This window comes from Stenotrophomonas sp. STEN056, from assembly GCF_056759635.1.
This window is the reverse complement of the sequence record NZ_JBRRDL010000047.1, coordinates 1-24,084: the sequence shown is the minus strand read 5'-3', so window position 1 is coordinate 24,084 and position 24,084 is coordinate 1. Positions and strand designations below refer to the sequence as shown.

Below are 24,084 nucleotides of genomic sequence, written 5' to 3'. Positions count from 1 at the left end.
CGGGTGCTCGCGGGTTGGCGCCGTCGGCGCGCAGGCCCTAAGTAGCCGCTCGACCCAACCTCCCCCCATAGCATCCGGGCAAGGGGAGGGTTGGGGAGGGGTCGCTTGTTGCCTTTGCCGCCGCGGAAACGCCGCGGCCTCAGGCCTTAACCGTCCTGCGGACCGGCTTCCACGACCGGCGGGTTCAAGCCCAGCCAGCCGCCGATGACCAGACGCGCTTCATCCACGCCCTGCTTCGACTCACCGGAGAACAACTGCACGCCAACGGTATCGCCGAAGGCCGAGGACAATTCCTTGCGTACCTTCTGCAGGGCCTGCATCTGCTGCCCACGGCCAAGCTTGTCCGCCTTGGTCAGCAAGGCGTGCGCCGGCAGGCCGCGCTGCACGGCGTAACCCAGCATCTGCCGGTCGTATTCCTTGAGCGGATGGCGGATGTCCATCACCACCACCAGGCCCCTGAGCGCCTGGCGGGTACGGAAATACTGGTCAATGAAGGCCTGCCAGTGCGCCTGCAGGTCCTGCGGGACCTTGGCATAGCCGTAGCCCGGCAGGTCCACCAGGCTCGCCTCGGGCGTGACCTGGAAGAAAACCAGCTGCTGGGTGCGGCCCGGGGTCTTGGAAACACGCGCCAGCGCATTGCGGCGGGTCAGTGCATTGAGGGCGCTGGACTTGCCGGCATTGGAGCGGCCGGCGAATGCGACTTCGGCCCCGTCATCAGGCGGCAACTGCCGGCTGTTGTGGGCCGAAAGCAGGTAACGGGCATTTTCGAGGAGCTGTGACATGTGCATAGGATCGCATGTTGCGGTGCCACGCGTCGGTGCAATCGGGCCCTGGCCGCTGCAGGCGCCGCCCCCCGGTGCCGGTTTTTGCTGCACTGCTTCGTTGACCCTGCCGCAAAGCGGCGTTGATAATCCGGCCGATGCCGGCGGAAGCCCCGCCCGGCCCGGTCCACACGGAGCTTCCGCATGCGCCATGCTCGTGTTCTTGCCGTTACCGCACTTGTCGTACCCGTCATCGCCGCCGTTGCATTCGCCCAGAGTTCGGTCACCCCGGTTCCGGACAACGCGCCGGTGCAGACCGCTTCGCTGGAAGTGGACTTCAGCAAGACCAAGCCCGGTGACGCCAAGGCCGGGCAGGCCAAATCGGCCACCTGCACCGCCTGCCATGGCGCCGACGGCAATTCGTCGGTGGAGATCTACCCGCGCATTGCCGGCCAGAGCGAGCGCTACATCGCCAAGGAGCTGGCGCTCATCGCCAACGGCCAGCGCAATGAAGGCGCGGTGGCGGCGATGATGCCGTTCGTGCAGGACCTCACACCGCAGGACATGCGTGACCTCGGCGCCTACTTCGCCACCCAGAAGGCCGGTGCCGGCGTAGCCGACGACGCCGTGGTCGCCGACGGCCCCTATGCCGGCATGAAATTCTATGAAGTCGGCCAGAAGCTCTACCGCGGCGGCGACGCCAGCCGCAACATCCCGGCCTGCATGGCCTGCCACGGCCCGGCCGGTGCCGGCAACCCGGGCCCGGCCTACCCGCATATCGGTGGCCAGTACGCCGGCTACGTGGCCCAGCGCCTGCAGCGCTATCAGGCCGGGCAGACCCACGAGACCGACACGGCCCAGTTCAAGATCATGGAACAGGTCAGCAAGACCCTGACCGAACAGGAAATCCAGGCACTGGCCAGCTATGTGCAGGGCCTGCATGATCGCGCCAACGACGCCAAGGTAGTTGCCGCTGCCGCCCAACCCTGACCCCGCCAGCCGCTGCGGCGGCCGGCAACGCTGCTGTCTGCAGACACGCCGGCCCGCGAGGTCGGCGTCTGCTTTTTCCACTGGAGAATCCCCCCGATGAAGTTGTTGCCCCGCCTGTTCCTGCTGCTTGCCTTCGTACTGCCGCTGGCCGCCTGCGCCTCGCCCGCCGCGCCGGTGCAGGGCGAGGACTATGAGTTGATCGCCACACCCGGCCCGTTCGAGCCGCTGGCCGGCAAGATCGAGGTGGTGGAAGTGTTCGGGTACACCTGCCCGCATTGCGCCAACTTCGAGCCGCAGCTGGAAGCCTGGACGGCCAAGCTGCCGGCCGATGTGCGCTTCACCCCGGTGCCGGCGGCATTCGGCGGCTATTGGGACGCCTATGCCCGCGCCTTCTACGCCGCCGAGCAGGTGGGCGTGCTCAAGCGCAGCCATGGCGACGTGTTCAAGGCCCTGCATGTGCAGCGCAGCCTGCCGATGCAGAGCGTCTCGCCGCAGGAGCTGGCCACGTTCTATGCCGGTTACGGCGTGGAACCGCAGCGTTACATCGACGCCCTGCGCAGCCCGCAGGTGGACGAGAAGATCAAGAAGGCCCGCGAGTTCGCCATGCGCACCCAGGTGCCGGGCACCCCGGCAGTGATCGTCAACGGCAAGTACCTGGTCCGCGCCCGCACCTTCGATGACACACTGCGTGTCGCCGATGCGCTGATCGCCCGCGAACGCGCTGCCAGCAAGGGCCGCTGAGCCCGGCAAGGCGGCGCGAAACCACGCGCCGCCGGTTCAGGCGCAGCCATCAATAATGGCATCATGCCCGCGCCCGCCGCGGTGCAGCGGCCTGATGCATCAACGAAACCTCGCTGGAGATCCAACCCGATGAATATCCGCTTCGCCCTGGCCCTGACGGCCCTGATTCCGCTGATGGTGGCCTGCAAGGCCCAGGACGGCACCGCCGAAACCACCGCTCCGGCCGCTGCTCCCGCCGCCACTGAAGCCGCTCCGGCAACCGCGCCTGCACCGGCCGCCACCGACACTGCTGCCCCGGCGCCTGCCGAAGGTGCCAGCACTGAAGCTGCCGCCGGCAACAACACCCCCGTGCCGGCCCCGGCCCGCCCGGTGGGCCCGGAGCCGGTTGCAGGCACTGACTATGTGGCCATCGAAGGCGGTCAGCCGTTCCAGCCGGCGACCGGCAAGATCGAGGTCACCGAGATCTTCGGTTACGTCTGCCCGGCCTGCGCCCGCTTCCAGCCGCTGGTCGGCTCGTGGAAGGCCGGTCTGCCGACTGACGTGAACTTTGTCTATGTGCCGGCCGGCTTTGGCGGTACCTGGGACAACTACGCACGCGCCTTCTACGCCGCCGAAGCCCTCGGCGTGCTGGAAAAGACCCATGACCCGATGTACGCCGCCATTCACGTTGACCGCACCCTGAAGGGTGAGCTGGGCGTGGATTCGCAGGAAGACATCGCCAAGTTCTACGGCCAGTACGGCGTGGACGCCAAGACCTTCCTGGACACCATGAACGGCTTCTCGGTGACCGCCAAGTTCAACCGCGCCAAGCAGTTCGCCCAGCGCAGCAAGATTGCCGGCACCCCGTCGATCATCGTCAACGGCAAGTACCTGGTGAAGGGCAAGAGCTATGACGACATGCTCCGCATCGCCGACCACCTGATCGCACGCGAACGCGCTGCCAACGCCAAGTAAGGTATTACGGGGGCCTCGGTTCCGGGGCCCCCGATCTGCAAGCCGTGAAATCCCCCACTCAAACTTTGCGGTTGCTGACGGCCAACATCCAGGCCGGTTCCAGCACCCGCCGCTACAGCGACTATGTGACCCGCAGTTGGTCGCATGCCCTGCCTGCGGGCCAGAAACGCTCCAGCCTGGACACCATCGCCAAGCTGGCCAGCGGCCGTGACATCGTGGGCCTGCAGGAAGCCGACCCCGGCAGCCTGCGCTCGGGCTTCACCAATCAAACCCACTATCTGGCACAGCGGGCCGGCTTCAATTACTGGAGCCACCAGCCCAACCGGCGCATGGGCGGCGTAGCCTCCAGCGCCAATGGCCTGCTCAGCCGGCTGGAGCCGGTGGAAGTGCAGGACCATGCCCTGCCCGGCCGCCTCGGTGGGCGCGGTGTGCTGCTGGCACGTTTCGGCGATGGCGAGGAAGGCCTGACCGTGGCCGTGGCGCACCTGTCGCTGGGCGTAAGCTCGCGCATGTCGCAGCTGGACTTCATCTCCGACCTGCTCAGCGACCACCCCAACGCGGTGTTGATGGGCGATTTCAACTGCACCGCCGACCGCCCGGAAATGCAGTCGCTCTACCGCAAGACCCGGCTGCAGCCACCCGGCTGCCTGGTGCACACCTTTCCCAGCTGGGGCCCGGACCGCGCCATCGACCATATCCTGACCAGCGACACGCTCAAGGTCGTCGATACCCGCGCCGTACCGGCCGCGCATTCGGACCACCTGGCGGTGGAAATGGAAGTCGAAGTTCCCGGCAACAGCCTGCGCTGAGCCGGCGGCCTACGAACCTGCGGGAATGGCCGCAGCACGCGGCCGGCGCGCCGTCACCGTACTGCCCACCGACGCCAGCACCGTGCAACCGATTGCCAGCCACTGCAGGCCGGTGAGTTGCTCGTGCAGCAGCAACATCGCCCACAGCGCCGCCACCGCCGGCTCCATGCTGATCAGAATGCCGAACGTCTCCTTCGGCAAACGCTTGAGCGCCATCATTTCCAGTGACATGGGAATTGCGCTGGACACCACCGCCACCAAGGCGCCAGCCAGCAGGATTTTCGGGTCCAGCAACAGGCTGCCGGCATGTACAACGCCAATGGGCACCACCACCAGGGCCGCAGCCGCCAGGCCCAGCGACACGGTATGACCGGCATGCAGGTGGCTGGCGCGCTTGCCGAACACGATGTACAGGCCCCAGCACGCCGCCGCGCCCAGTGCGTACACCACGCCGGCCGGGTCCAGCGCCTGCGCGCCGCCCAGGGGCAACAGCAACAGCAAGCCGACCACCGTGCAGCCCACCCAGACAAAGTCGATCACCCGTCGCGAGGACCACATCGCCACCGCCAGCGGGCCGGTGAACTCGATGGCCACCGCAATGCCGAAGGGAATGGTGCGGATGGCCATGTAGAACAACAGGTTCATCACGCCCAGCGTCAACCCGTAGCGCAGGATCGCGGCCGCGTCGATGCGGCTGGTGTGCCAACGCCAGGGCCGCCACAGCAGCAACAGGAACAGCGCCGAGAAACCCACGCGCAATGCGCTGGTGCCCTGGGCGCCGATCAACGGGAACAATTGTTTTGCGTAGGACGTGCCAATGGCCAGTGAAGTCACCGCGCCAAGCACCGCCAGCACCGGCAGGAGCGGCGCGAATCGAGAAGTTTGCATGGCGCGTAGTGTATTGCGCTCGCCGCGAGTGCTTGGCTCAATTGAGGCCCCCACCGCGCAACTTCCGCTCACCATGGCCAAGCCACCCGTTCTTGATGATTTCGACCGCGCCATCCTGGCGCTGCTGCAGCAGGACAACAGCACGCCACAGCGCGAAATTGCCGAGGCGGTTCACCTGTCGGCACCCGCGGTGCAGCGGCGCATCCGCCGCTTGCAGGACAGCGGTGTGATCGCGGCCAACACGGCGGTGCTGGACGCGAAACTGCTGGGTCGTTCGCTGACAGTGATCGTCGAAGTGCGGGTGATCAGCGAGCAGGGAAGCAAGGTCGCACCGTTCAAGCGACGTGTGCGCGAAGAGCCCGCCGTACAACAGTGCTATGCCATCACCGGCGACGGCGACTTCCTGCTGGTGCTGTCACTGGCCTCGATGGAGGAATACGAAGCCATCAGCGCGCACCTGTTCGGCAACGATGACAACATCGAACGCTTCCGCACCTCGGTGGCCATGAACACCCTCAAGCGCAGCTTCGCGATACCGCTGTAAGGCGTGCACCCGCGAACCCCCAGGGCCCGCGGGTACACCGTGCAGCACCTACTGCACGAACACGATGCGCTCCATGTGCGCGTTGTTGGCGGCGGCCAGCACCTTGGCCATCATGTCGTACTGCGCATCCGGCGAGGCGGCGATGCGCAGTTCCGGCAGATTGCCTGCATGCAGCTGCGCCTGTTCCGACAAGCGCGGCTGCAGTTCCGCGCGGGCCAGAACTTGACCGTTCCAGTACAACTGGTTGCCGGCATCCACCCGCAATTCGATCGGTGGTGGCGGCTCGGGGCGGTCGATGAGCCGGTTCGTGTGCTGCGGCAGGTCCACCGGAATGGGCACAGCCACCATCGGTGCGGTAACGATGAAGATGATCAACAGCACCAACATCACATCCACCAGCGGGGTGACATTGATGTCGGCCAACGGACGTCCGGAATTGCCTGCTGCGCTGAATGCCATATCCAGTTCCCCAGAGCGAGGCCGGCTGCCTCACCGCCGACGCTACCCTCGCCCCAGACCGCTGCCATCTGCCTTGGCGCCCCTCGTTCAGCCCCCAGAAGGCAAGCCTCTCCCCCATCCGCGGGAAAGAAGCTGGTCCGAGCACTAGCCGGCACCCGCCGTTCAGGCACGCAGGTTCCTTTCGCGTCTTCCAACCCTGATGACAACACCATCTGCCTCATTCATCCCATAGCCGGATTGTTGCTCGGCCATTGACGCCACGGCCGTTATGCTTCGACCATGAATCGACTTTCCCTGATGCCTCTGGCTGCCCTCACCATGCTGGCCTGCAGCGCCGCTCCTGCCCAGAACCTGGAGGCGCAGCGCGCGACCATGCGCACGGCCATCGACAACGCCGAACGTGGCCAGTTCGATGCCAACGCCGCCAGCGCCCTGCGCAACCACCCGCTGTACGGCTGGCTGGAATACAGCGCGCTGCGGCGCAACCTCGACACCTTGAGCACCTCCCAGGCGCAGGATTTCCTCAAGCGCTACCAGGGCCAGGCCGTGGCCGAGACCTTCCGCGCGGCGTGGCTGCCGGCACTGGCGCGCCGCCAGGATTGGCCGACGCTGCTGGCCAACTGGAAGCCCAGCAACGACGTGGGCATGCGCTGTGCCGAACTCAACGCACGCCAGGCCACCGGCAAGGCCGACGCGCAATGGACCAGCGATGCCCAGGCGCTGTGGCGCAGCAGCGGCAAATCCCTGCCCGATGCCTGCGATGCGGTCTTCGCGGTGCTCGGCAGCCGCGGCGGGCTGTCACCGGCATTGCGCTGGGAGCGCATCGACGCTGCCGCCGACGCACAACAGCCAGCGGTGATGCGCTCGGCGGCACGCGGCCTGCCCGCCGCCGAGCTGGCCCAGGCCAATGACTACGCCGTCTTTGTCGACAAGCCCGATGCCCGCGCATTGAACTGGCCGAAGAACGAACGCAGCCGGCGCATCGCCACCGATGGCCTGTTGAAGCTGGCCAAGGCCAACCCGGACGCCGCTGAGCAGCAACTGCCGCAGTATGTGCAGGCACTGGGCCTGAGCGCCGCGCAGCAGGGCCAGGTGCAGTACCAGATCGCACTTTGGACAGTGGCCTCCTACCTGCCCGACTCCGCGCGCCGGTTGGCGGCCGTGCCCGATTCCGCCTATGACGAGCGCCTGCACGAATGGCGCACCCGCGAAGCGATGGCGCGCGGCGACTGGCCGGCCGCGCTGGCCGCCATCCGCAAAATGCCGGCCAGCCAACGCAATGATTCGCGCTGGCGCTGGTTTGAAGGGCGCCTGCTGGAGAAAACCGGCAAGCCGGCCGAGGCTACCGCGCTGTACCGCGCTGCCGCCACCGAGCCCACCTTCCACGGCTTCCTGGCCGCAGACAAACTCAAGCAGCCCTACGCACTGTGCCCGTGGACCCCGAATGACAGCGCCCAGGCCAAGGCCGCCGTCGCCCGCGACCCGGCGTTGGTGCGCGCGTTGGAGTTGAACAAAATCGAGCGGCCGAGCTGGGCTGCCCGCGAATGGGCCGATGCCCTCACCCGTTTCGACGACACCCAGCGCCGCCTGGCCGTGGAAGTGGCCAGCAACGAGGGCTGGTTCGACCGCGCCGTGTTCGCGCTCAAGGGGCCGCAGGAACAGCGTCTGTATACGTTGCGCTTCCCGCTGCACCACGACGACAGCATCCGCCGCGAAGCCAGCCGCAATGCACTGGACCCGGCCTGGGTGGCCGCCGAAATCCGCGCCGAAAGCATCTTCAACCCCAAGGCGCGCTCGCCCGCCAACGCGATGGGCCTGATGCAGGTGCTGCCCGCCACCGGCGCCAGCGTGGCCAGGAGCATCGGCCTGAGCGGCTACGGTGGCGCAGCCAGCCTGTACGACTCGGACACCAACATCGCCATCGGCACTGCCTACCTGCGCCAGCTGATGGACAAGTACAACGGCCAGCCCTACGTCACCATCGCCGCCTACAACGCCGGCCCCACGCCAACCGCACGCTGGCAGTCGCAGCGCCCGAACTACGATCCGGATTTTTGGATCGAGACCATCAGCTACAAGGAAACCCGCGAGTACGTTGCCCGCGTGCTGGCCTTCAGCGTGATCTACGATTGGCGCCTCAACGGCAACGCCCTGACCCTGAGCGACCGCATGGTCGGCAGAATTGAGGGAGCGCGGAAGAACTTCAGCTGCCAATCGACCCCCTGACACTTGTGGAGCCGAGCCATGCTCGGCTGAGGCCTTCCCGGTACAGCCCCTGCCGAGCATGGCTCGGCACTACCGCTTCCGCCCCCTCCCTTTCGCACAGCGAAGGGGAGGGTTGGGGAGGGGTTGGCTCTTGAGGCCTTCAAGCATTGTCAGCTTCGCGGCTGAAGCCGCTCCTACAAGACGACGCCTTGCTAACTCCCTTGCCGAGCAACGCTCGGCACTACATGCGCAGCGCCGCATCCGACTTATCATGCGCGCATGAAAATCTATCTCGTAGGCGGCGCCGTTCGCGATGCGTTGCTGGGCCAGCAGCCCGGCGACCGTGACTGGGTGGTGGTCGGCGCCACGCAAGCAGAAATGGAAGCACTCGGCTTCAAGGCCGTGGGCAAGGACTTTCCGGTGTTCCTGCACCCGGACAGCGGCGAGGAATACGCGCTGGCACGCACCGAGCGCAAATCCGGCCGCGGCTATCGCGGCTTCGTGGTCGATGCCGATCCATCGGTGTCGCTGGAAGAAGACCTGCAGCGCCGCGATTTCACCATCAACGCCATCGCCCGCGACGAGGCCAGCGGCGAACTGATCGATCCCTGGGGCGGCGTGCGCGATATCGAACAACGCGTGCTGCGCCATGTCGGCCCGGCCTTCATCGAAGACCCGCTGCGTGTACTGCGTGCGGCGCGTTTCATGGCCCGCTTCGCGCCACTGGGTTTCACCCTGGCGCCGGAAACCGCTGCACTGATGTGGGAGATGGCGGCCAGCGGCGAACTGGATGCACTGGTGCCCGAGCGCATCTGGCAGGAACTGCGCCGCGCCCTGGCCCTGCCCAAGCCCTCGGCGTTCCTGCGTTGCCTGCATGACACCCACGCGCTGAAAGCGATCCTGCCGGAAGTGGACGCGTTGTACGGCGTGCCGCAGCGCGCTGAATTCCACCCTGAAGTGGACACAGGCGTGCATCAGGAAATGGTCAGCGACATGGCCGCGCAGCTGGCGCCGGGTGATGACCTGATCGGCTTTGCCGCGCTCACCCACGACCTGGGCAAGGCGCTGACGCCGGTTGATGAGCTACCGCGCCACATCATGCATGAGCAACGCGGGCTCAAGCCGCTGGCCAAACTGTGCGAACGGCTGAAGGTGCCGGTTGACCACCGCCTGCTGGCCGAAGCCGTCTGCCGCGAACATCTCAACGTGCACCGCATCGACGAACTGCGCGATGCCACCGTGCTGGAGCTGATCCAGCGCTGCGACGGCTTCCGGCGCCCCGAGCGCATCACGCAGATGGCGCTGGTCTGCGAATGCGACAAGCGTGGCCGCCTCGGCTCCGAAGACAGCGACTACCCACAGCGCGCCACCCTGCAACGTCTGCACGCCGCCGCGCTGGCAATCAACGCTCGCGACATCAGCACCGACGGCCTCAAGGGCCCCGCCATTGGCGAAGCCCTGAAAAAAGCACGGATTGCGGCAATCAGCGCAGCGCGCTGACGGCCGATATGGAGTCCGGTGCAGCCGACGCCATCGTCGGATGCACCGGGCGAAGACACTCAGCCTGCTTCCGCGTCCAGCTCGCTGGGCGGCGACACCTGCACCGCATCCTGTGGGGTCTCCAACGTTTCCGGTTCACTCTGCAACGCGGCCTCAGGCGCAGCAGCCGAAACCTCCTCCGTGACCGCTTCGGCCGATGCCACGACCACAACTTCCGCGCCGGCGACTTCCTGCATCGGCACCGCAGCAAGCCACGTCGGCAGAAGCTCTGCGAACTTGGCAGCGCATTGCTCCACATACCTCTGCTGCACTTCTTTTACGCCGGCAAAGTCATTGTCGGCCCATGCCTCATACCCCTGCACCACCGGCTCCGGCCCGCATTCCGTGCTGCCATAGGCCTTGCCTCCCTTGAAGAAGCCGCGTGACGAAGACCGCAGCGTAAGACCCGTGCGGTAGCGCAACTCGTAGGGTGTCAGGTCCTGATCCAACTCCTGATAGAGCAGCACCCAGTCACTGCCAACCAGGCTCACCGTTACCGGCTCCTGCGGAACGCTGGTTGGGTTGGCGGCCTGCCATTGCTCGATCTGACGACGCACTTCGGCCAACAACAGCTCCTGGCCGGGATTGGGGATGTCTTTGATCTTCTGCCCATGCAGCTGTGTCTTTTTGAAACCGCCGCCGTAGGCACCACCGGCCAACACACTGGTAAGCACCTGCAGACCGATGGCCTTGCCCGTGTGCTCCCGCCGCACGACACGCAGCACCTCATCACCGTGGTTGCGGCCTGCCCTTCCCGCCCCATGTGTGCTGAATTCGTAGACAAATGAAGGCTCCGATGGCGCATCCTCGCCCCGTGCCGTGCTGGTAAACAGAACAGCAGCCAGCATCGCTGCCTTGCTTGCATCTTTGATCATGTAAGTCCCTTTGATGATTTGAAATTCCTTTCCTCGACCCGCCAGGGCCGATGAACTCCCCCGTGACAAACGCCGAAGGCGACGTTCGTCGCACAGAAAACTATCCGAAGGACAACGTCCGGCACCATCACCCAATCGAAAAAAACACGGCTTTCCCGCGCCCTCATCGCCGGCTGGTCAGCCCTGCTTGCAGATGCGACCGCAGAATACGGTTCGGCAAACCCCAGCTACTCAGGCGCAACAAAACGGCAACTGTTCCACAGCGGTGTGCGTCAGATCTTCAGGTAGATCCTGCGCCGGTCCATCCACGCCATCGGCACCCACCACAGCGCGACGAAGCTCAAGGCCATCACCAGCGAGGCGAACGGCGCGCCGGCCAGCGGCGTGAACAGCCGGTCGAACACGTTGGTGTACAGCCAGCCCCAGCCGCCGGTGGCCATCATCGCCAGCACCATCGCCGACGAACCGGCGTAGGCAGTAATGGCGTTGACGCCAAAGCGGCGGCCCAGCGCGGGCCAACCGCGTCGATCAATCAACGCATGCGCAAGCCACAGCGCGGCGAATGCCCAACCTGCGGTCCACAGCACATAGGAGGGCGTCCAGAGGTTCTTGTTGAACGGCAACCACTGCGACCACAGCGCACCCAGCGCCAACAATGCGATCGCATCCAGCAACAGACGCTTCGTGCGTCCACTGCGCAACAAGGCCCCGGCATGCAGCCCGATCAGCGTGGAAGCCAATGCACCCAAGGTGGATACCAGGCCCTCGGGATCATGGCCCAGGCCGGTTGCGGCGTCGTACTGGTACAGCAGCGCACCGAACAAGGCCGTGTCCACGCGGCTGGGCAGGTTGAGCCATGGCGCCACGCTGCCACCGGCTGCCAGCAGTGCGGCATAGCCGCCCAGCAACACCGCCAGGCACAACCATTGCCAACGCGGGCGCAGCCAGATCGCCACCATGCCCACCACCGCGAAACAAAGGCCAATGCGCTGCAGCACGCCCCACGGCCGGTAGTGCGGCAAGTCCAGCCACCACCACGCCAGAAAATGCAGCAGCAGGCCCAAACCAAGAATGCGTAGCGCGCGCGCCAGCACCGTGCGGGACAAGGCGCGGCGATCAGCGCCCTGCTCCACCCGCGGCACCACGCCCAGCGCGATGGACGCGCCCACGATCACCAGGAAGAACGGAAACACCAGGTCCGTCAGCGTGCAGCCATGCCATTGCGCATGCAGCAGCGGCGCGTAGACGTGGCTCCAGCTGCCGGGGTTGTTGACCAGCAGCATGGCTGCAACGGTGATGCCCCGCAGGGCATCGACCGAAGCAAAACGGGCAGGCTTGTTCATGCCTAGGGCGCTCAGTCGCGCTCGCCGGCAATCCAGGTGGCCTGCACCTGCAGGTTCTGGTCGAGCAGCACGAAGTCGGCCTGGTAGCCCGGTGCGATATGCCCGTAGCGATCTTCCAGCCGCAGGAACTGCGCCGGGTAGGTCGAGGCCATGCGCGAGGCCTCGGCCAACGGCAGGCCCAGCAGATTGACCGTATTGCGCACGGCTGTGGCCATGTCCAGCGCCGAGCCGGCCAGCGATCCGGCGGCATTGCGAACAACACCATCGACTGCCGTGATCACTTCGCCATACAGCTCGAAGGCGGGATTGTCCGAGCCAACCATCGGCATCGCATCGGTGACCAGGAACACCTTGCCGCGCGGCTTGGCCGCCAGCGCCACGCGCAGGCTGGCCGGGTGCACATGCACGCCGTCAACGATGACACCGCACCAGCTGCCGGCATCTTCCAGCGCCGCGCCCACCGCGCCGGGGTCGCGCCCCTGCAGCGGCGACATCGCGTTGTACAGGTGGGTGAAGCCGGTCACGCCGGCATCCAGCCCGGCACGGATTTCGTCGTAGCTGCCTGCGGTGTGGCCTGCCGCGACGATGGCACCGTTGGCCACCATCTGCGCGATGGTTTCCACCGGCACGCGCTCGGGCGCAAGCGTGATCAGGGTGACGCCGTTGTCCAGCGCGGTGGCCATGCGCACTTCATCGGCATCGGGCACGCGGAACTTGCCGGCATCGTGCGTGCCCTTGCGGGCAGGCGCGATGTACGGGCCTTCCAGATGGATGCCGAGCACGCCCGGCACCTTGGCGGCAATGGCCTCGCGCGTGGCCTGCACCGCACGCGCCATCACCTCGGCGTCATCGCTGATCAGCGTCGGCAACATGCCGGTGGTGCCGAAGCGGCGATGGCCGGCCATGATGGTGCGCAGTGCGTCCACGTCGGTCTGGTTGTTGAACAACGCGCCACCGCCGCCGTTGACCTGGGCGTCGATGAAACCCGGCAGCAGCCAGCCGCCGCCCAGGTCCACCTGTACGTCGGCGGCGGCAACCGCCGCATCATCGGCGGCAACGACCGCGAGCACGCGGCCGTCTTCGATCAGCACCGCAACGTCGTCACGGAAGTCCTCGCCGGCGAGTACCCGGCCATTGCGCAGTGCGGTTTTCATCAGACCGTTTCCGTCACCTTGTTGAGGTGCGGTGGCAGATCCGGGTTGTTGCCACGGCGCAGTGCCAGCGCGTTGATGGCGCGATAGAAGCTCTGCACGGTCAGCAGCGGTGCGCACAGCGGATGCGGTGCAGCAGCCGTGGGCAGGTTGCCGCCCTCGCCGGTCAGCCATACCTGGGCGCCACGGGCGGCAAATTCTTCCGCCACTGCGCGCGTGCCGGCGCCGGTTTCATCCGGCTGGGCAAACGCCAGCACCGGGAAATCCTTGCCGACCAGTGCCATCGGCCCGTGCTTCACTTCGGCCGAGCTGTAGCCTTCGGCATGCAGGCCGCAGGTTTCCTTGAACTTCAGCGCCGCTTCCTGCGCCGCGGCAAGGCCGGGGCCACGGCCGAGCACGAACAGGTTGTGCGCATCGACCAGGCCATCGGTTACGGCCGTCCAATCGCATTCCCAGGCCTCGGTCATCGCCGCCGGCAATGCATCAAGTGCGGCGATCAGCTGCGGATCGTTCTTCCAGTACGCGCCCAGCTGCAGCAGCGCGGCCAGCGAAGCGAGGTAGCTCTTGGTTGCCGCAACACTGCGCTCGGCACCGGCGCCCAGCGGGATCACCGTGTCGGCCAACTGCGCCAGCGGCGAATCCTCGACATTGACCAGCGCCACCACGCGTGCGCCGCCGGCCTTGGCGGCCTCGGCATTGCGCAGCAGGTCCGGGCTCTTGCCCGACTGCGAAATCACGATGTACAGCGCGCCGCGCACCTGCACCGGCACTTCATAGACCGAGCCCACCGACGGCGACGCCGAGGCGGTCACCAACCCCAGCTGCGTCTCGAACAGGTACTTGCCGTAGGTTGCCGCGTGATCGGAACTACCGCGTGCACAGGTCACCACGAACGGCGGCGGGTTCTGCCGCAGGTCGGCGGCCAGCGCCTGCACCACGTCGCGGTTGCGGGCGAACTGGGCGGCGATGACGGAGGCGCTTTGTGCGGCCTCGTTGAACATCAGGGTTTGCGTCTCACTCGGCAGAGCCATGGATCGTTACTCGGTAAGGTCGGGGGGGGATGAAGGGGGGCGCGAGGGCTGCTGGCGCAGCGGCGCGGTGGAACCGCGTACCACCAGCTGCGGCACGAAGCCCTGGTTCTGCAGTTGCAGCGGGGTGTCGTCGTAGGCATCGCTGCGCAGCTGGCTGATCAGCAGACGTGCGGCATGCCGGGCGATATCGCCGGTGGCCTGCTTGGCGGTGGTCAGTGCCGGCCAGGACTGGCGCGAGAACGGGCTGTCCTCGAAGCCTGCAATGGACAGGTCGTAGGGCACGTTCAGGCCGGCCGAATTGGCCGCCGCCAGCACGCCGGCCGCGATCTCGTCGTTGGAGCCGAAGATGGCGGTGGGCGGCTCACGCAGGGCCAGCAGGCGGCGCGCACCACGGAAGCCGTCGTCGAAGGTGTAGTCACCGGGGATCACCATGTGCTTGTCCAGCGGGATGCCGTAATCCTTCAGCGCCGCCTCGTAGCCGGCGTAACGCTCGCCACTGGAATGGTGCGAGGTGCCGCCCCACAGGAAACCGATGCGCTGGTGGCCGAGCTGGATCAGGTGCTCGGTGATCTCATACGCCGCATCGCGGTCATCCACGAACACGCACGGGCCATCGCCCGGGTCTTCGGTGGCGGCGATGATGCGCACGGTCTTGATGCCGCGCGCATTGAGCGCAGCCACCAGCTCCGGGCGCTCGGACATCGGCGCGGTCAGCACCAGCCCGGCCAGGCGAGAGCGCTGCACCCAGTCGGCCAGTTCCTCGGCCAGCATCGGCGAGGTGGAATCGCACGGGTGGATCTGCAGGCCGAAGCCGGTTTCGCGGCAGGCCGACAGCACGCCGTTCTGCACACCAATGATGTGGTACGGGTTGGGGTTGTCATACACCAGCCCGATCACGAAGGTGGTGTTGCTGCGCAGGTTGCGGGCGGACGGGTCCGGCTCGTAATCCAGCTCGGCCACGGCGCGCAGCACGCGCGCACGGGTGGCCTGCATCACCGAAGGCTCGTTGTTGATGACCCGCGAGACGGTCTTCAACGACACCTTGGCACGCTCGGCAACATCCTTGATGGTGGGTCTACGCATAACCTGTTCCTGCGTTGGCTTGATGGCCGCCATGATGCTCGATTCAGCCGCCACGTGCCTTGCCCGCGCTGTGTCCAACCGTGCCGAAATACAGGATGTACAGGTAGCACGGCACCATCAGTGCGGCGAACACCAGCTGGAAGTGTTCCGGGTACGCATGCTTGAGCAGGGCGAAGGCCTGCGGGATGATCGCGCCGCCGGCAATGCCCATCACCAGCAAGGCCGAACCTGTCTGGGTGAAGCGGCCCAGGCCACGGATGGCCAGCGGGAAGATCGCCGGCCACATCATGGCGTTGGCAAAGCCCAGCGCGGCCACGAAGCCCACCGACACATAGCCCTGGGTGAAGAACGCGCCCAGGGTGAACAGCACACCCATCACCGCCGATACCGCCAGGTACTTTTCCTGCGAGATGTAACGCGGGATCAGGGCCAGGCCGGCCAGATAGCCGAGCAACATCGCAAACAGGGTGAACGAGGTGAAGAACTTGGTCTGGTCCAGCGGCAGGCCGAAGGCGTGGCCGTAGGTGCCGATGGCGTCGCCGGCCATCACTTCAACACCCACGTACAGGAACAGACAGATCACGCCCAGCCACAGGTGCGGGAACTGGAAGATGCTCTGCTTGGCCGGGCCGCCCGCCCTTTCCGGTGCGGCATTGGATTCTTCGGCGCTGATTTCCGGCAGCGGCGAAAGCAGTACTGCGATCGATGCCACCACCAGGATGCCGAACATGACCATGTAGAAGCTGTGGATGCCGCCGGCAAAACCATTCAGCAGCGCCTCGCGGGTTGCCGGGTCGGCCTTGGCCACTTCCTCGGCAAGGTCGCCTACGCCATGCAGCACCAGCGAGCCCAGCAGCAGCGGCGCCAGGATGCCGGCGATCTTGTTGCAGATGCCCATCAATGCGATGCGGCGCGCGGCGGTTTCAATCGGGCCAAGAATGGAGATGTACGGGTTGACCGAGGTCTGTAGCAGCGCCAGGCCACCGCCCAGCACGAACAGGCTGGCCAGTGCGCCCGGGAAAATGCGCCAGGTTGCGAACTGGCCGAATGCCGCCGCACCGGCGGCCATCACGATCAGGCTCAGCGCCAGGCCTTTCTTCATGCCGGTGCGACGCAGGATCCACGACGCCGGGATGGCAAGGAAGAAATACGACAGGTAGAACACCATCAACACCAGGAAGGCGTAGATCTCGCTGACCTGGAAAGCCAGCTGCACGAACGTGATCAGCGGCCCGTTGAGCCAGGTGAAAAATCCAAGAATGAAGAACAGCACGCCGACGACGGCGATGGACGATGCCGTGCTGGCACGCGGCGATGAGGCGGGAACAGCAGACATGGGCAAGGCTCCTGCGAGTGCGGGAAACGGTCGGGCCGTTGAGTGATCGTGTGGGAACAACGTTGTCACATTTATTGTTTGGTGCCGACAGGTTTGTCAACAACACCGGGCAGCCAGCAGAACACCGCAATACCTCCCCGAACCGGCATAACGCAGAGCCGCTGAGGGTTTCGCTTGCGAAACCCCTGATGCAACGTAGGCGAAGTTATCCGATGCAACAAATATGGACACTGCAGGGTTTGCGCGAAACCGCTGCGCTGCAGCATCGAAACTTGTAATTATTCGTTGACATCGTTGTCAGGAGGGTTACAGACTCGGCCCCCGAATGGCGTCCTGTCGGGCGCTGGCTATCGCCATAGGGAAACCGAGTGACCGCTGCCGCCCCCCCACTGCAGACCTCTTTTCACAACTGTGCCACCCGGCCTTTCTTCGCTGCCGACGTCGGCGGCACCCATGTCCGCGTGGGCTTGATCCAGCCAGGAGCGGATGAAGGACAGGCCATCGATGTTCTGTCCTACCGCAAGTACCGCTGCGCCGATTACCCCAGCCTCAGTGCGATCCTGGCCGACTTCGCCAGCCACACCCAGGCCGTGGACGACTGCGTCATTGCCACCGCCGGCTACGCCCTGCCCGACGGCACGGTGATCACCGCCAACCTGCCCTGGCCGCTGTCTTCCAGCCGCATCCGTCAGGACCTGGGTTTCGAGGCCGTGCACCTGGTCAACGATTTCGAAGCCGTCGCCCACGCTGCAGCGCACATCGGCGCCAGCCAGGTTCTGCAGCTCACCGGCCCGGCCGACGCACCGCGTGGCCCGACCCTGGTCATCGGCCCCGGCACCGGCCTGGGCGCTGCGGTGTGGATTCCGGTCGGCAACCGCTCCGTGGTGCTGGCCACCGAAGGTGGACAGGCCTCGCTTGCCGCCACCACCGAACTGGAAATGGCCGTGTTGCAGCAGATGCTGCGCGACCGCAGCCATGTCTCCATCGAACAGGCGCTTTCCGGCCCCGGTCTGCTCAACCTTTACAACGCGCTGTGCGCGGTGCGCGGCGCCACGCCCACGCACACAACACCCGATGCCGTCAGCGCCGCCGCCTGCGAGGGCAGCGACCCGCTGGCCGTGGAAACCCTGCAGCTGTTCTGCGGAATCCTCGGCTCCACCGTCGGCGACATGGCCCTGCTCTATGGCGTGCAGGGCGGCATCTACCTGGCCGGCGGCATCCTGCCAAAGATCAGCCAATTCCTTTTGAACAGCACCTTCGTCGAACGCTTCCTCAACAAGGGGCCCATGACCAAGGCGCTGCAACGCATTCCCGTGAAGCTGGTAGAGCACGGGCAACTGGGCGTCATCGGCGCAGCCAGTTGGTATCTGGAAAGTCGGCCACGTAAGCCGTCAGCAACATAAGCAACAGATGTACCAGCAGGACCCGTAGTTACGCGGCACTCCGGTGCCACCCAATCAGATGTTGAGGAGAGACAACATGCATCGCAAGACCCTGCTTTCGGCAGCAATCGTCAGCTGCCTTGCTTTCAGTGCCCACGCACAGGAAGCCGCACCTACCGCCACCGATCTGGACACCGTCACCGTCACCGGCATCCGCGGTTCGATGGAAAAATCGCTGGACACCAAGCGCGAATCCAACGCACGCGTTGAAGTCGTCACGGCTGAAGACGTCGGCAAGCTGCCGGCACACAACGTGGCCGACACCCTGCAGCGCCTGCCGGGCGTCAACATCAGCTCGTCCTCGGCCGACGAAGGCGGCTTCGACGAAGCCGACCGCGTCAGCCTGCGCGGCACCAGCAACAGCCTCACCCAGACCCTGATCAACGGCCACACCGTCGGCTCGGCCGACTGGTTCGTGCTCAGCCAGGGCAACAACGTCGGCCGTAGCGTCAGCTACTCCCTGCTGCCCTCGGAACTGGTCCGTTCGGTCGAGGTGTACAAGTCCTCGCAGGCCAAACTGCAGGATGGCGGCACCACCGGCTCGATCAACATCATCACCCGCAAGCCGCTGGAGTTCTCCAAGCAGATCACCGCAGAAGCATCCGTCGGTGCGGTCCGCTCGGAGCAGGCCAAGTCCACCGATCCGCAGCTGTCGGGCCTGTTCAACTACAAGAACGACGAAGGCACCTTCGGCGTGATGGTTCAGGCATTCAGCCAGAAGCGCGAACTGCGCCGTGAAGCACAGGAAATGCCTTCAGGCTTTGGTCGCATCGCGGCCGACTCCGCCGCCGCACAGGCCGACCCGAACCTGGCAGGCGTGCTTGCGCCGATCCTGGTCGGCTCGACCCTGTTCGAACAGACCCGCGAGCGCAAGGGCGGCCTGCTGGCCGTGCAGTTCAAGCCGTCGGACAACTTCACCGTTGGCGTGGAAGGCTTCACCACCAAGCTCGATGCGGACAACTACAACCGCAACTTCATGATGGGCCCGCTGTTCAGCGGCTCACCGTTCGCCAGCCTGGAAGCGCCGGACAGCTACACCATCAAGAATGGCGTGCTGACCGACGCCGTCTACAACGGCACTGCAGGCACCAACTACGCGGTCTACGACATGATCGCGCGCGAGTCGACCGCCAAGTCCAGCTACGTCACCCTTGACGCCGAGTGGCAGGTCAACGACAACCTGACCGCCAAGTTCCAGGCCGGCAGCACCAAGGGCGTCGGCAACACCCCGCGCCAGTTCATCGCTGAAGTTGGCCTGGCCAATGGCGGTGGCGCCAGCTGGACCTCGCACGGTGGCGGCTCGCCGATGGATTGGTCCGTTGGTGGCGACATCAGCCCGACTGGCTCCAACAACTTCGGCACCTGGGGCAACCAGCAGGTGAAGGCGATCGACAAGGAGAAGTGGTTCACCACCGACTTCACGCAGTACTTCAACGACGGCGGCATGCTGAGCAGCCTGGACTACGGCCTGCGCTACGCCAAGCACTCGCGTGAAGCGACCTCGCCGGAAGGCGCGACCCCGGGCAACATCTGGGGCGCACTGCAGAACGCACCGACCCAGAAGTTCCCGAGCGGCTTCGCCAGCTCGGTGGGTGGCAAGTTCCCGCGCGACCTGTGGTACTACTCCTTCGCCACCCTGAAGGATGCAGTGATCAACAACTCCACCTGGCTCTCCAACAATGACGGCCCGACCGGCCGCCACAACTACGGTGCCGAGTGGAAGGTTGAAGAGAAGAATCTGGCTGCCTACCTGCAGGCCAATTTCGTCGGTGATTCCTGGAGCGGCAACGTCGGTCTGCGTTACGTCAGCATCGATCAGGACATCGACACGTACCTGGTCGCAACCGTCAACCCGGACGTGAGCAGCCTGTTCGGTGCATGGAACCTGGTCCAGTACAACAACAAGCGTAGCCGCCTGCTGCCGAGCGCCAACTTCAAGTTCGACCTGGCCGACGACCTGGTACTGCGCTTCGCTGCTTCGCAGACCCAGACCCTGCCCGACTACTCGGCACTGGGCGGTTCGGCCAGCGGCTCGGACGCTTCGCGCACCGGCGCCGGCGGCAACCCGAACCTGAAGCCGACGCTGTCCACCAACTTCGACGTCAACCTCGAGTGGTACTTCATGCCGCGCGGCCTGCTGTCGGTGGGTGCGTTCTCGATGAACATGAAGGACTACGTGTCCTTCGGCAGCGAAAACCGCATGCTGTACAGCGAGCTGACCAACCAGATGGAAAACTATCTGATTGCAATGCCGGTGAATGCCGACGCCCAGGTTCGTGGCTATGAAATCGCCTATCAGCAGCCGATCGGCGACAACTTCGGTATCGACGCCAACTACACCTACTCCGACGGCAGCTCGGCCAAGGCGTGGAGCGATGGCACCCACAACCTGATCGGCAACTCGAAGGACACCTACAACATCGGCGTCTGGTTCGAGAACGAACGCTTCGGCGCTCGCGTGGGCTACAACTACCGTTCGGACTTCCTGATCGGCCCGAAGGCTGCTGACCCGTACTACCAGGATGCATTCGGCACCCTGTCGGCATCCGTCAGCTACAAGGCCGCTGAATGGCTGAGCTTCAGCCTGGATGCGCTGAACCTCAACGACCCGACCTACAAGTACTACCAGACCTCGGAAATCCCGTCCGCGTTCTACAGCAACGGTCGCCAGTACTACTTCAACGCACGCTTCAAGTTCTGATCCACCCCGGCACGCTGCATCGCCGGTTAGTTTGACCCGCCGGGCCTGGATCATTCCGGGCCCGGCTTTTTTTAGGGCCGGCGTCATCCAGAGGCCCGATCCGCACCCCGTGCAGAATCGTCCAGATACATCGTTTGGCACTGCCCGCGCACACAGCACATGACAGACACTGCCGCTGCCCCGCTTCAATCACTGCAATCGAAGAACCCAACAGGAGCTCCGCCCATGACGAAGTCCCTCAAGCGCAGCCGCGCGCCCTGGCTCAGCAGCTGTGTGCTGCTCGGCTTCACCGCCCTGCAGGTGCAGGCAGCCGATACCGCTGCCGCGCCGTCGCTGGTCCCCTTGCCTGCCAACTACCAGGCGGCAACTGGAAAGGACTTCGTACTGAAGGCGTCGGACCGTGTCGGTAGCAATGACGAAGCTGGCCGCCGCGCAGCCGGCCAGTTCGTGCAGATGCTGGCACGCAACGGCGGCCCCACCCTGGCCGTGGCCGACAACGCCAGCAAGGCACAGATCCGCTTCCGCCTGGATCCTTCGGCCACCAACACCGCCGAAGGCTATGAGCTGAAGGTTTCCAACACCTGCATCGAGGTCAGTGCCGGTGATGATGTCGGCCTGTTCTATGGCGCGGTCACCGCCATGCAGCTGCTGACCGATGACAAGGCCGGCCAGGTTGCCGCGGCCACCATCAAGGACACCCCGCGCTTCCCGTGGCGCGGCTTCATGCTCGACTCGGCGCGCCACTTCCAGAGCATGGACGAGATCAAGAAGATTCTCGATGCAATGGCGCAGCACAAGCTCAACACCTTCCATTGGCACCTGACCGACGACCAGGGCTGGCGCATGGAAATCAAGCGCTACCCGAAGCTGACCGAAGTGGGCAGCTGCCGCGTCCCGCTGGGCGATGCCGGCGTTGATGCAGCCACCGGCCAGCCGCGCACGTACTGCGGCTATTACACGCAGGAGCAGATCCGCGAAATCATCGCCTATGCCGCGCAGCTGCATATCCAGGTGATTCCGGAAATCGACGTACCCGGTCACGCCACCGCTGCCATAGCGGCCTATCCGGAACTGGGCGTCACCGGCCAGAAGCTGCTCACCTCCAGCGAATGGGGCGTGCTGCCGAACCTGTTCAACACCGAAGAAAGCACGCTGCAGTTCATCGAGAACGTGCTGGAAGAAGTGATCGCCATGTTCCCGGCCAAGTACGTGCACGTGGGCGGCGACGAAGCAGTGAAGGACCAGTGGATTGCGTCCAAGCGCGTGCAGGAACACATGCGCCAGCTCGGCCTGAAGGACGAGATGGAAATGCAGAGCCACATGATCAAGCGCCTGGAGAAATTCCTGGAGCAGCACGATCGGCGCCTGATCGGCTGGGATGAAATCCTCGAAGGCGGCCTGCCGCCGGAAGCCACGGTGATGTCCTGGCGCGGCACCGAAGGTGGCCTGAAGGCCGCCAGCGAAGGCCACGATGTGGTGATGTCGCCGGTCACGCACATGTACATGGATTACCTGCAGACCGAGTCGCCCTACGAAGTGCCCGGCCGGCCGACCACCATTCCGCTGCAGAAGGCCTACGAGTTCGAGCCGGTGCCGGCCGAACTGGCCGCCGACAAGCGTTCGCACATCCTTGGCCTGCAGGCCAACATGTTCAACGAACACACCCGCAATGATGTCCGCCTGGAACACAATCTGTTCCCGCGCCTGGCGGCCGTCGCCGAAACCGGCTGGAGCCCGCAGGGCAAGCGCGATTTCAGCAATTTCCTGCAACGCCTGCCGCGCCAGCTGCAGCGCTACCAGGCCATGGGCATCCGTTATGCGCAGACGCCGTTCCAGGTGGACATGCTGGACAAGGGCGACCACGCCACCGGCACCGCCGATGTCACCCTGGTCAACCCGCTCGGCTATCCGGTGCATTACACGCTCGATGGCAGCGACGTCACCACAGCCTCGCCGCTGTACAACCAGCCGCTGCAGCTGAAAGTCCCCGGCCAGGTGCGTGCGGCCGCGTTCTTCGACGGCAAGCCGCTGGCCGCTGCGCGTGCCTACGACTTCACCGCCGAATCGCTGTTGATGCGTGATGACACGCAGCTGGGCCTGTGCCCGAACGGCGGCAAGCTGCTGCTGCGCCTGGAAGACGATGGCCCGGCCGAAGGCGAGCGCGCGGTGTTCAACGTCAACATCTTTAACCCGTGCTGGCTGTGGTCGGACGTGAACCTGGCCGGCATCAGCAAGGTGAAGGTGCGTGCGGGCCGCATTCCGTACAACTTCCAGTTGGCCCATGACGAGCCCTCGCGCAAGTTCGCACCGGCGCGTACCAGGCACGGGGAAATGGAAATCCTGGCCAACTGCGAGGGCAAGCCGCTGGCCTCGGTGCCGCTGCCGGCCAACCCGGCCGCCGATGGCTTCCTGGAACTTGAAGCAGCAATCACCGCACCGGCAACGCGCGGCGACCTGTGCGTGCGTTTCACCGGCGATACGCGCCCGAACATGTGGACGCTGGATTGGATCAAGCTCGAACCCGGCAAGTAATCGCCGCGCTGTCGTGTTCCCACGGAAGGCCACCGCATGCGGTGGCCTTCTGCTTCATGGCGTTCCCGTCCTGTCCGGTGCGTGCTGATCCTGGACACCGATGCCTGCCCGAAATGGCCGTTCTGCACACACCGCGCGACTGTCCGCACGGCGGTCACGCTGCGTCGCCGCCTCGCGAACATGCCTGCACATACGGGCTTATTGGCCTGCCAAAATTTTCACGACATCCCTTCAAATCCCACAAAGCCCCCCGGCGGGGTCGTTGCGATTTCATATGAAATAAAAATTTCCCTCAAAATCATTCACATAGAAAGGGTTCGCGCGGCAGCCCCGGTCTGAAAATTTTTTGCAAAGCAGCTTGACATCGTTGTCACATAGCCATGAAACTCCGGATGCCGCGACGCCAGCAGGTGCCGCGCGAACTCCCGGGGGATGTCTGTGGTTGCCAGGTTGAACACCATGTCCAAGCCGACCACTTCCAGTTCGTCTGCCTTTCTGGCGGCCGATGTGGGTGGCACGCATGGGCGGGTGGGCCTGTTGCCGCCGGGCGCGGAGCGCTCCGCGCCGCTGTCGATGCTGGCCTACCGCCAGTACCGCTGCGCCGATTACCCCAGCCTCAGTGCGATCCTGGCCGACTTCGCCAGCCACACCCAGGCCGTGGACGACTGCGTCATTGCCACCGCCGGCTACGCCCTGCCCG

Annotated in this window: 20 protein-coding genes; 11 read left to right on the top strand and 9 right to left on the bottom strand. The window is 65.3% G+C overall.

Features of this window, described 5'->3' with window-relative positions; genetic code table 11:
- Positions 1–146: 146 nt before the first annotated feature.
- Positions 147–782 (bottom strand): ribosome biogenesis GTP-binding protein YihA/YsxC, encoded by a 636-nt coding sequence (gene yihA, locus ACVOLO_RS17130; protein ID WP_481571527.1) that lies wholly within the window; start codon positions 780–782, stop codon positions 147–149.
- Between the two features lie 183 nt (positions 783–965).
- On the opposite strand from yihA, the gene ACVOLO_RS17125 reads away from it, so the two are divergent.
- The 4 genes from ACVOLO_RS17125 (at position 966) to ACVOLO_RS17110 (ending at position 4,255) form a co-directional block, all read left to right on the top strand.
- Positions 966–1,751 (top strand): c-type cytochrome, encoded by a 786-nt coding sequence (locus ACVOLO_RS17125; protein ID WP_481571526.1) that lies wholly within the window; start codon positions 966–968, stop codon positions 1,749–1,751.
- Positions 1,752–1,847: 96 nt separating this feature from the next.
- Positions 1,848–2,492, top strand: a complete 645-nt coding sequence (locus tag ACVOLO_RS17120) for a thiol:disulfide interchange protein DsbA/DsbL (protein ID WP_481571525.1) — start codon at positions 1,848–1,850, stop codon at positions 2,490–2,492.
- 129 nt (positions 2,493–2,621) lie between these two features.
- Positions 2,622–3,446 carry a thiol:disulfide interchange protein DsbA/DsbL gene (locus tag ACVOLO_RS17115; RefSeq protein ID WP_481571524.1) on the top strand — a complete coding sequence of 275 codons (825 nt, stop codon included), beginning with the start codon at positions 2,622–2,624 and terminating at the stop codon, positions 3,444–3,446.
- A 44-nt stretch (positions 3,447–3,490) separates the two neighbouring features.
- A complete protein-coding gene (locus ACVOLO_RS17110) occupies positions 3,491–4,255 on the top strand; it encodes an endonuclease/exonuclease/phosphatase family protein (RefSeq protein ID WP_481571523.1) in 765 nt (254 codons plus the stop codon).
- Positions 4,256–4,264: 9 nt separating this feature from the next.
- Here ACVOLO_RS17110 and ACVOLO_RS17105 read toward each other — a convergent pair whose 3' ends face one another.
- The gene (locus ACVOLO_RS17105) at positions 4,265–5,143 is read right to left on the bottom strand and encodes an EamA family transporter (protein ID WP_481571522.1); all 879 of its coding nucleotides are present in this window, start codon (positions 5,141–5,143) and stop codon (positions 4,265–4,267) included.
- A 73-nt stretch (positions 5,144–5,216) separates the two neighbouring features.
- On the opposite strand from ACVOLO_RS17105, the gene ACVOLO_RS17100 reads away from it, so the two are divergent.
- Positions 5,217–5,687, top strand: a complete 471-nt coding sequence (locus ACVOLO_RS17100) for an Lrp/AsnC family transcriptional regulator (RefSeq protein ID WP_481571521.1) — start codon at positions 5,217–5,219, stop codon at positions 5,685–5,687.
- A gap of 48 nt (positions 5,688–5,735) precedes the next feature.
- On the opposite strand, the gene ACVOLO_RS17095 is transcribed toward ACVOLO_RS17100, so the two are convergent.
- Positions 5,736–6,146, bottom strand: coding sequence for an ExbD/TolR family protein (locus tag ACVOLO_RS17095; RefSeq protein ID WP_481571520.1), 411 nt, complete (start codon positions 6,144–6,146; stop codon positions 5,736–5,738).
- Between the two features lie 279 nt (positions 6,147–6,425).
- On the opposite strand from ACVOLO_RS17095, the gene ACVOLO_RS17090 reads away from it, so the two are divergent.
- Positions 6,426–8,372, top strand: coding sequence for a transglycosylase SLT domain-containing protein (locus tag ACVOLO_RS17090; protein ID WP_481571519.1), 1,947 nt, complete (start codon positions 6,426–6,428; stop codon positions 8,370–8,372).
- Positions 8,373–8,630: 258 nt separating this feature from the next.
- Positions 8,631–9,851, top strand: coding sequence for a multifunctional CCA addition/repair protein (locus tag ACVOLO_RS17085; RefSeq protein ID WP_481571518.1), 1,221 nt, complete (start codon positions 8,631–8,633; stop codon positions 9,849–9,851).
- A 59-nt stretch (positions 9,852–9,910) separates the two neighbouring features.
- Here the strand turns inward: ACVOLO_RS17085 and ACVOLO_RS17080 are convergent, their stop codons facing one another.
- The 6 genes from ACVOLO_RS17080 to ACVOLO_RS17055 form a co-directional block, all read right to left on the bottom strand.
- Positions 9,911–10,765, bottom strand: a complete 855-nt coding sequence (locus ACVOLO_RS17080) for a hypothetical protein (RefSeq protein ID WP_481571517.1) — start codon at positions 10,763–10,765, stop codon at positions 9,911–9,913.
- A 272-nt stretch (positions 10,766–11,037) separates the two neighbouring features.
- A complete protein-coding gene (locus tag ACVOLO_RS17075; RefSeq protein WP_481571516.1) occupies positions 11,038–12,108 on the bottom strand; it encodes an acyltransferase family protein in 1,071 nt (356 codons plus the stop codon).
- 11 nt (positions 12,109–12,119) lie between these two features.
- Positions 12,120–13,262 (bottom strand): N-acetylglucosamine-6-phosphate deacetylase, encoded by a 1,143-nt coding sequence (gene nagA, locus ACVOLO_RS17070; RefSeq protein ID WP_481571515.1) that lies wholly within the window; start codon positions 13,260–13,262, stop codon positions 12,120–12,122.
- Positions 13,262–14,290, bottom strand: coding sequence for an SIS domain-containing protein (locus tag ACVOLO_RS17065; RefSeq protein ID WP_481571514.1), 1,029 nt, complete (start codon positions 14,288–14,290; stop codon positions 13,262–13,264). Before ACVOLO_RS17065 ends, nagA begins: the two co-directional genes overlap by 1 nt.
- 6 nt (positions 14,291–14,296) lie before the next feature.
- On the bottom strand, positions 14,297–15,373 hold the full coding sequence (locus tag ACVOLO_RS17060; protein ID WP_481571513.1) for a LacI family DNA-binding transcriptional regulator: 1,077 nt from the start codon (positions 15,371–15,373) through the stop codon (positions 14,297–14,299).
- 43 nt (positions 15,374–15,416) lie between these two features.
- The gene (locus tag ACVOLO_RS17055; protein WP_481571512.1) at positions 15,417–16,709 is read right to left on the bottom strand and encodes a sugar MFS transporter; all 1,293 of its coding nucleotides are present in this window, start codon (positions 16,707–16,709) and stop codon (positions 15,417–15,419) included.
- Between the two features lie 368 nt (positions 16,710–17,077).
- On the opposite strand from ACVOLO_RS17055, the gene glk reads away from it, so the two are divergent.
- From glk to ACVOLO_RS17035, 4 genes are all read left to right on the top strand, one after another.
- On the top strand, positions 17,078–18,112 hold the full coding sequence (gene glk / locus ACVOLO_RS17050) for a glucokinase (RefSeq protein WP_481571511.1): 1,035 nt from the start codon (positions 17,078–17,080) through the stop codon (positions 18,110–18,112).
- 76 nt (positions 18,113–18,188) lie between these two features.
- Positions 18,189–20,852, top strand: coding sequence for a TonB-dependent receptor (locus ACVOLO_RS17045; RefSeq protein WP_481571510.1), 2,664 nt, complete (start codon positions 18,189–18,191; stop codon positions 20,850–20,852).
- A gap of 225 nt (positions 20,853–21,077) precedes the next feature.
- A complete protein-coding gene (locus ACVOLO_RS17040; RefSeq protein WP_481571509.1) occupies positions 21,078–23,384 on the top strand; it encodes a beta-N-acetylhexosaminidase in 2,307 nt (768 codons plus the stop codon).
- A gap of 459 nt (positions 23,385–23,843) precedes the next feature.
- Positions 23,844–24,084: glucokinase (locus ACVOLO_RS17035; protein WP_481571508.1), on the top strand; the 241-nt coding region annotated here is incomplete at its 3' end.

Excerpts from the sequence above, each read along its gene's own strand:
- ACVOLO_RS17095 (WP_481571520.1), bottom strand. The coding sequence starts at position 6,146 with ATGGCATTCAGCGCAGCAGGCAATTCCGGACGTCCGTTGGCCGACATC.
- ACVOLO_RS17075 (WP_481571516.1), bottom strand. The coding sequence starts at position 12,108 with ATGAACAAGCCTGCCCGTTTTGCTTCGGTCGATGCCCTGCGGGGCATC.
- ACVOLO_RS17120 (WP_481571525.1), top strand. The coding sequence starts at position 1,848 with ATGAAGTTGTTGCCCCGCCTGTTCCTGCTGCTTGCCTTCGTACTGCCG.
- ACVOLO_RS17090 (WP_481571519.1), top strand. The coding sequence starts at position 6,426 with ATGAATCGACTTTCCCTGATGCCTCTGGCTGCCCTCACCATGCTGGCC.
- nagA (WP_481571515.1), bottom strand. The coding sequence starts at position 13,262 with ATGAAAACCGCACTGCGCAATGGCCGGGTACTCGCCGGCGAGGACTTC.
- ACVOLO_RS17125 (WP_481571526.1), top strand. The coding sequence starts at position 966 with ATGCGCCATGCTCGTGTTCTTGCCGTTACCGCACTTGTCGTACCCGTC.
- ACVOLO_RS17100 (WP_481571521.1), top strand. The coding sequence starts at position 5,217 with ATGGCCAAGCCACCCGTTCTTGATGATTTCGACCGCGCCATCCTGGCG.
- yihA (WP_481571527.1), bottom strand. The coding sequence starts at position 782 with ATGTCACAGCTCCTCGAAAATGCCCGTTACCTGCTTTCGGCCCACAAC.
- ACVOLO_RS17045 (WP_481571510.1), top strand. The coding sequence starts at position 18,189 with ATGCATCGCAAGACCCTGCTTTCGGCAGCAATCGTCAGCTGCCTTGCT.
- ACVOLO_RS17105 (WP_481571522.1), bottom strand. The coding sequence starts at position 5,143 with ATGCAAACTTCTCGATTCGCGCCGCTCCTGCCGGTGCTGGCGGTGCTT.
- ACVOLO_RS17065 (WP_481571514.1), bottom strand. The coding sequence starts at position 14,290 with ATGGCTCTGCCGAGTGAGACGCAAACCCTGATGTTCAACGAGGCCGCA.
- ACVOLO_RS17115 (WP_481571524.1), top strand. The coding sequence starts at position 2,622 with ATGAATATCCGCTTCGCCCTGGCCCTGACGGCCCTGATTCCGCTGATG.
- ACVOLO_RS17060 (WP_481571513.1), bottom strand. The coding sequence starts at position 15,373 with ATGCGTAGACCCACCATCAAGGATGTTGCCGAGCGTGCCAAGGTGTCG.
- ACVOLO_RS17085 (WP_481571518.1), top strand. The coding sequence starts at position 8,631 with ATGAAAATCTATCTCGTAGGCGGCGCCGTTCGCGATGCGTTGCTGGGC.
- ACVOLO_RS17040 (WP_481571509.1), top strand. The coding sequence starts at position 21,078 with ATGACGAAGTCCCTCAAGCGCAGCCGCGCGCCCTGGCTCAGCAGCTGT.
- ACVOLO_RS17080 (WP_481571517.1), bottom strand. The coding sequence starts at position 10,765 with ATGATCAAAGATGCAAGCAAGGCAGCGATGCTGGCTGCTGTTCTGTTT.
- ACVOLO_RS17055 (WP_481571512.1), bottom strand. The coding sequence starts at position 16,709 with ATGTCTGCTGTTCCCGCCTCATCGCCGCGTGCCAGCACGGCATCGTCC.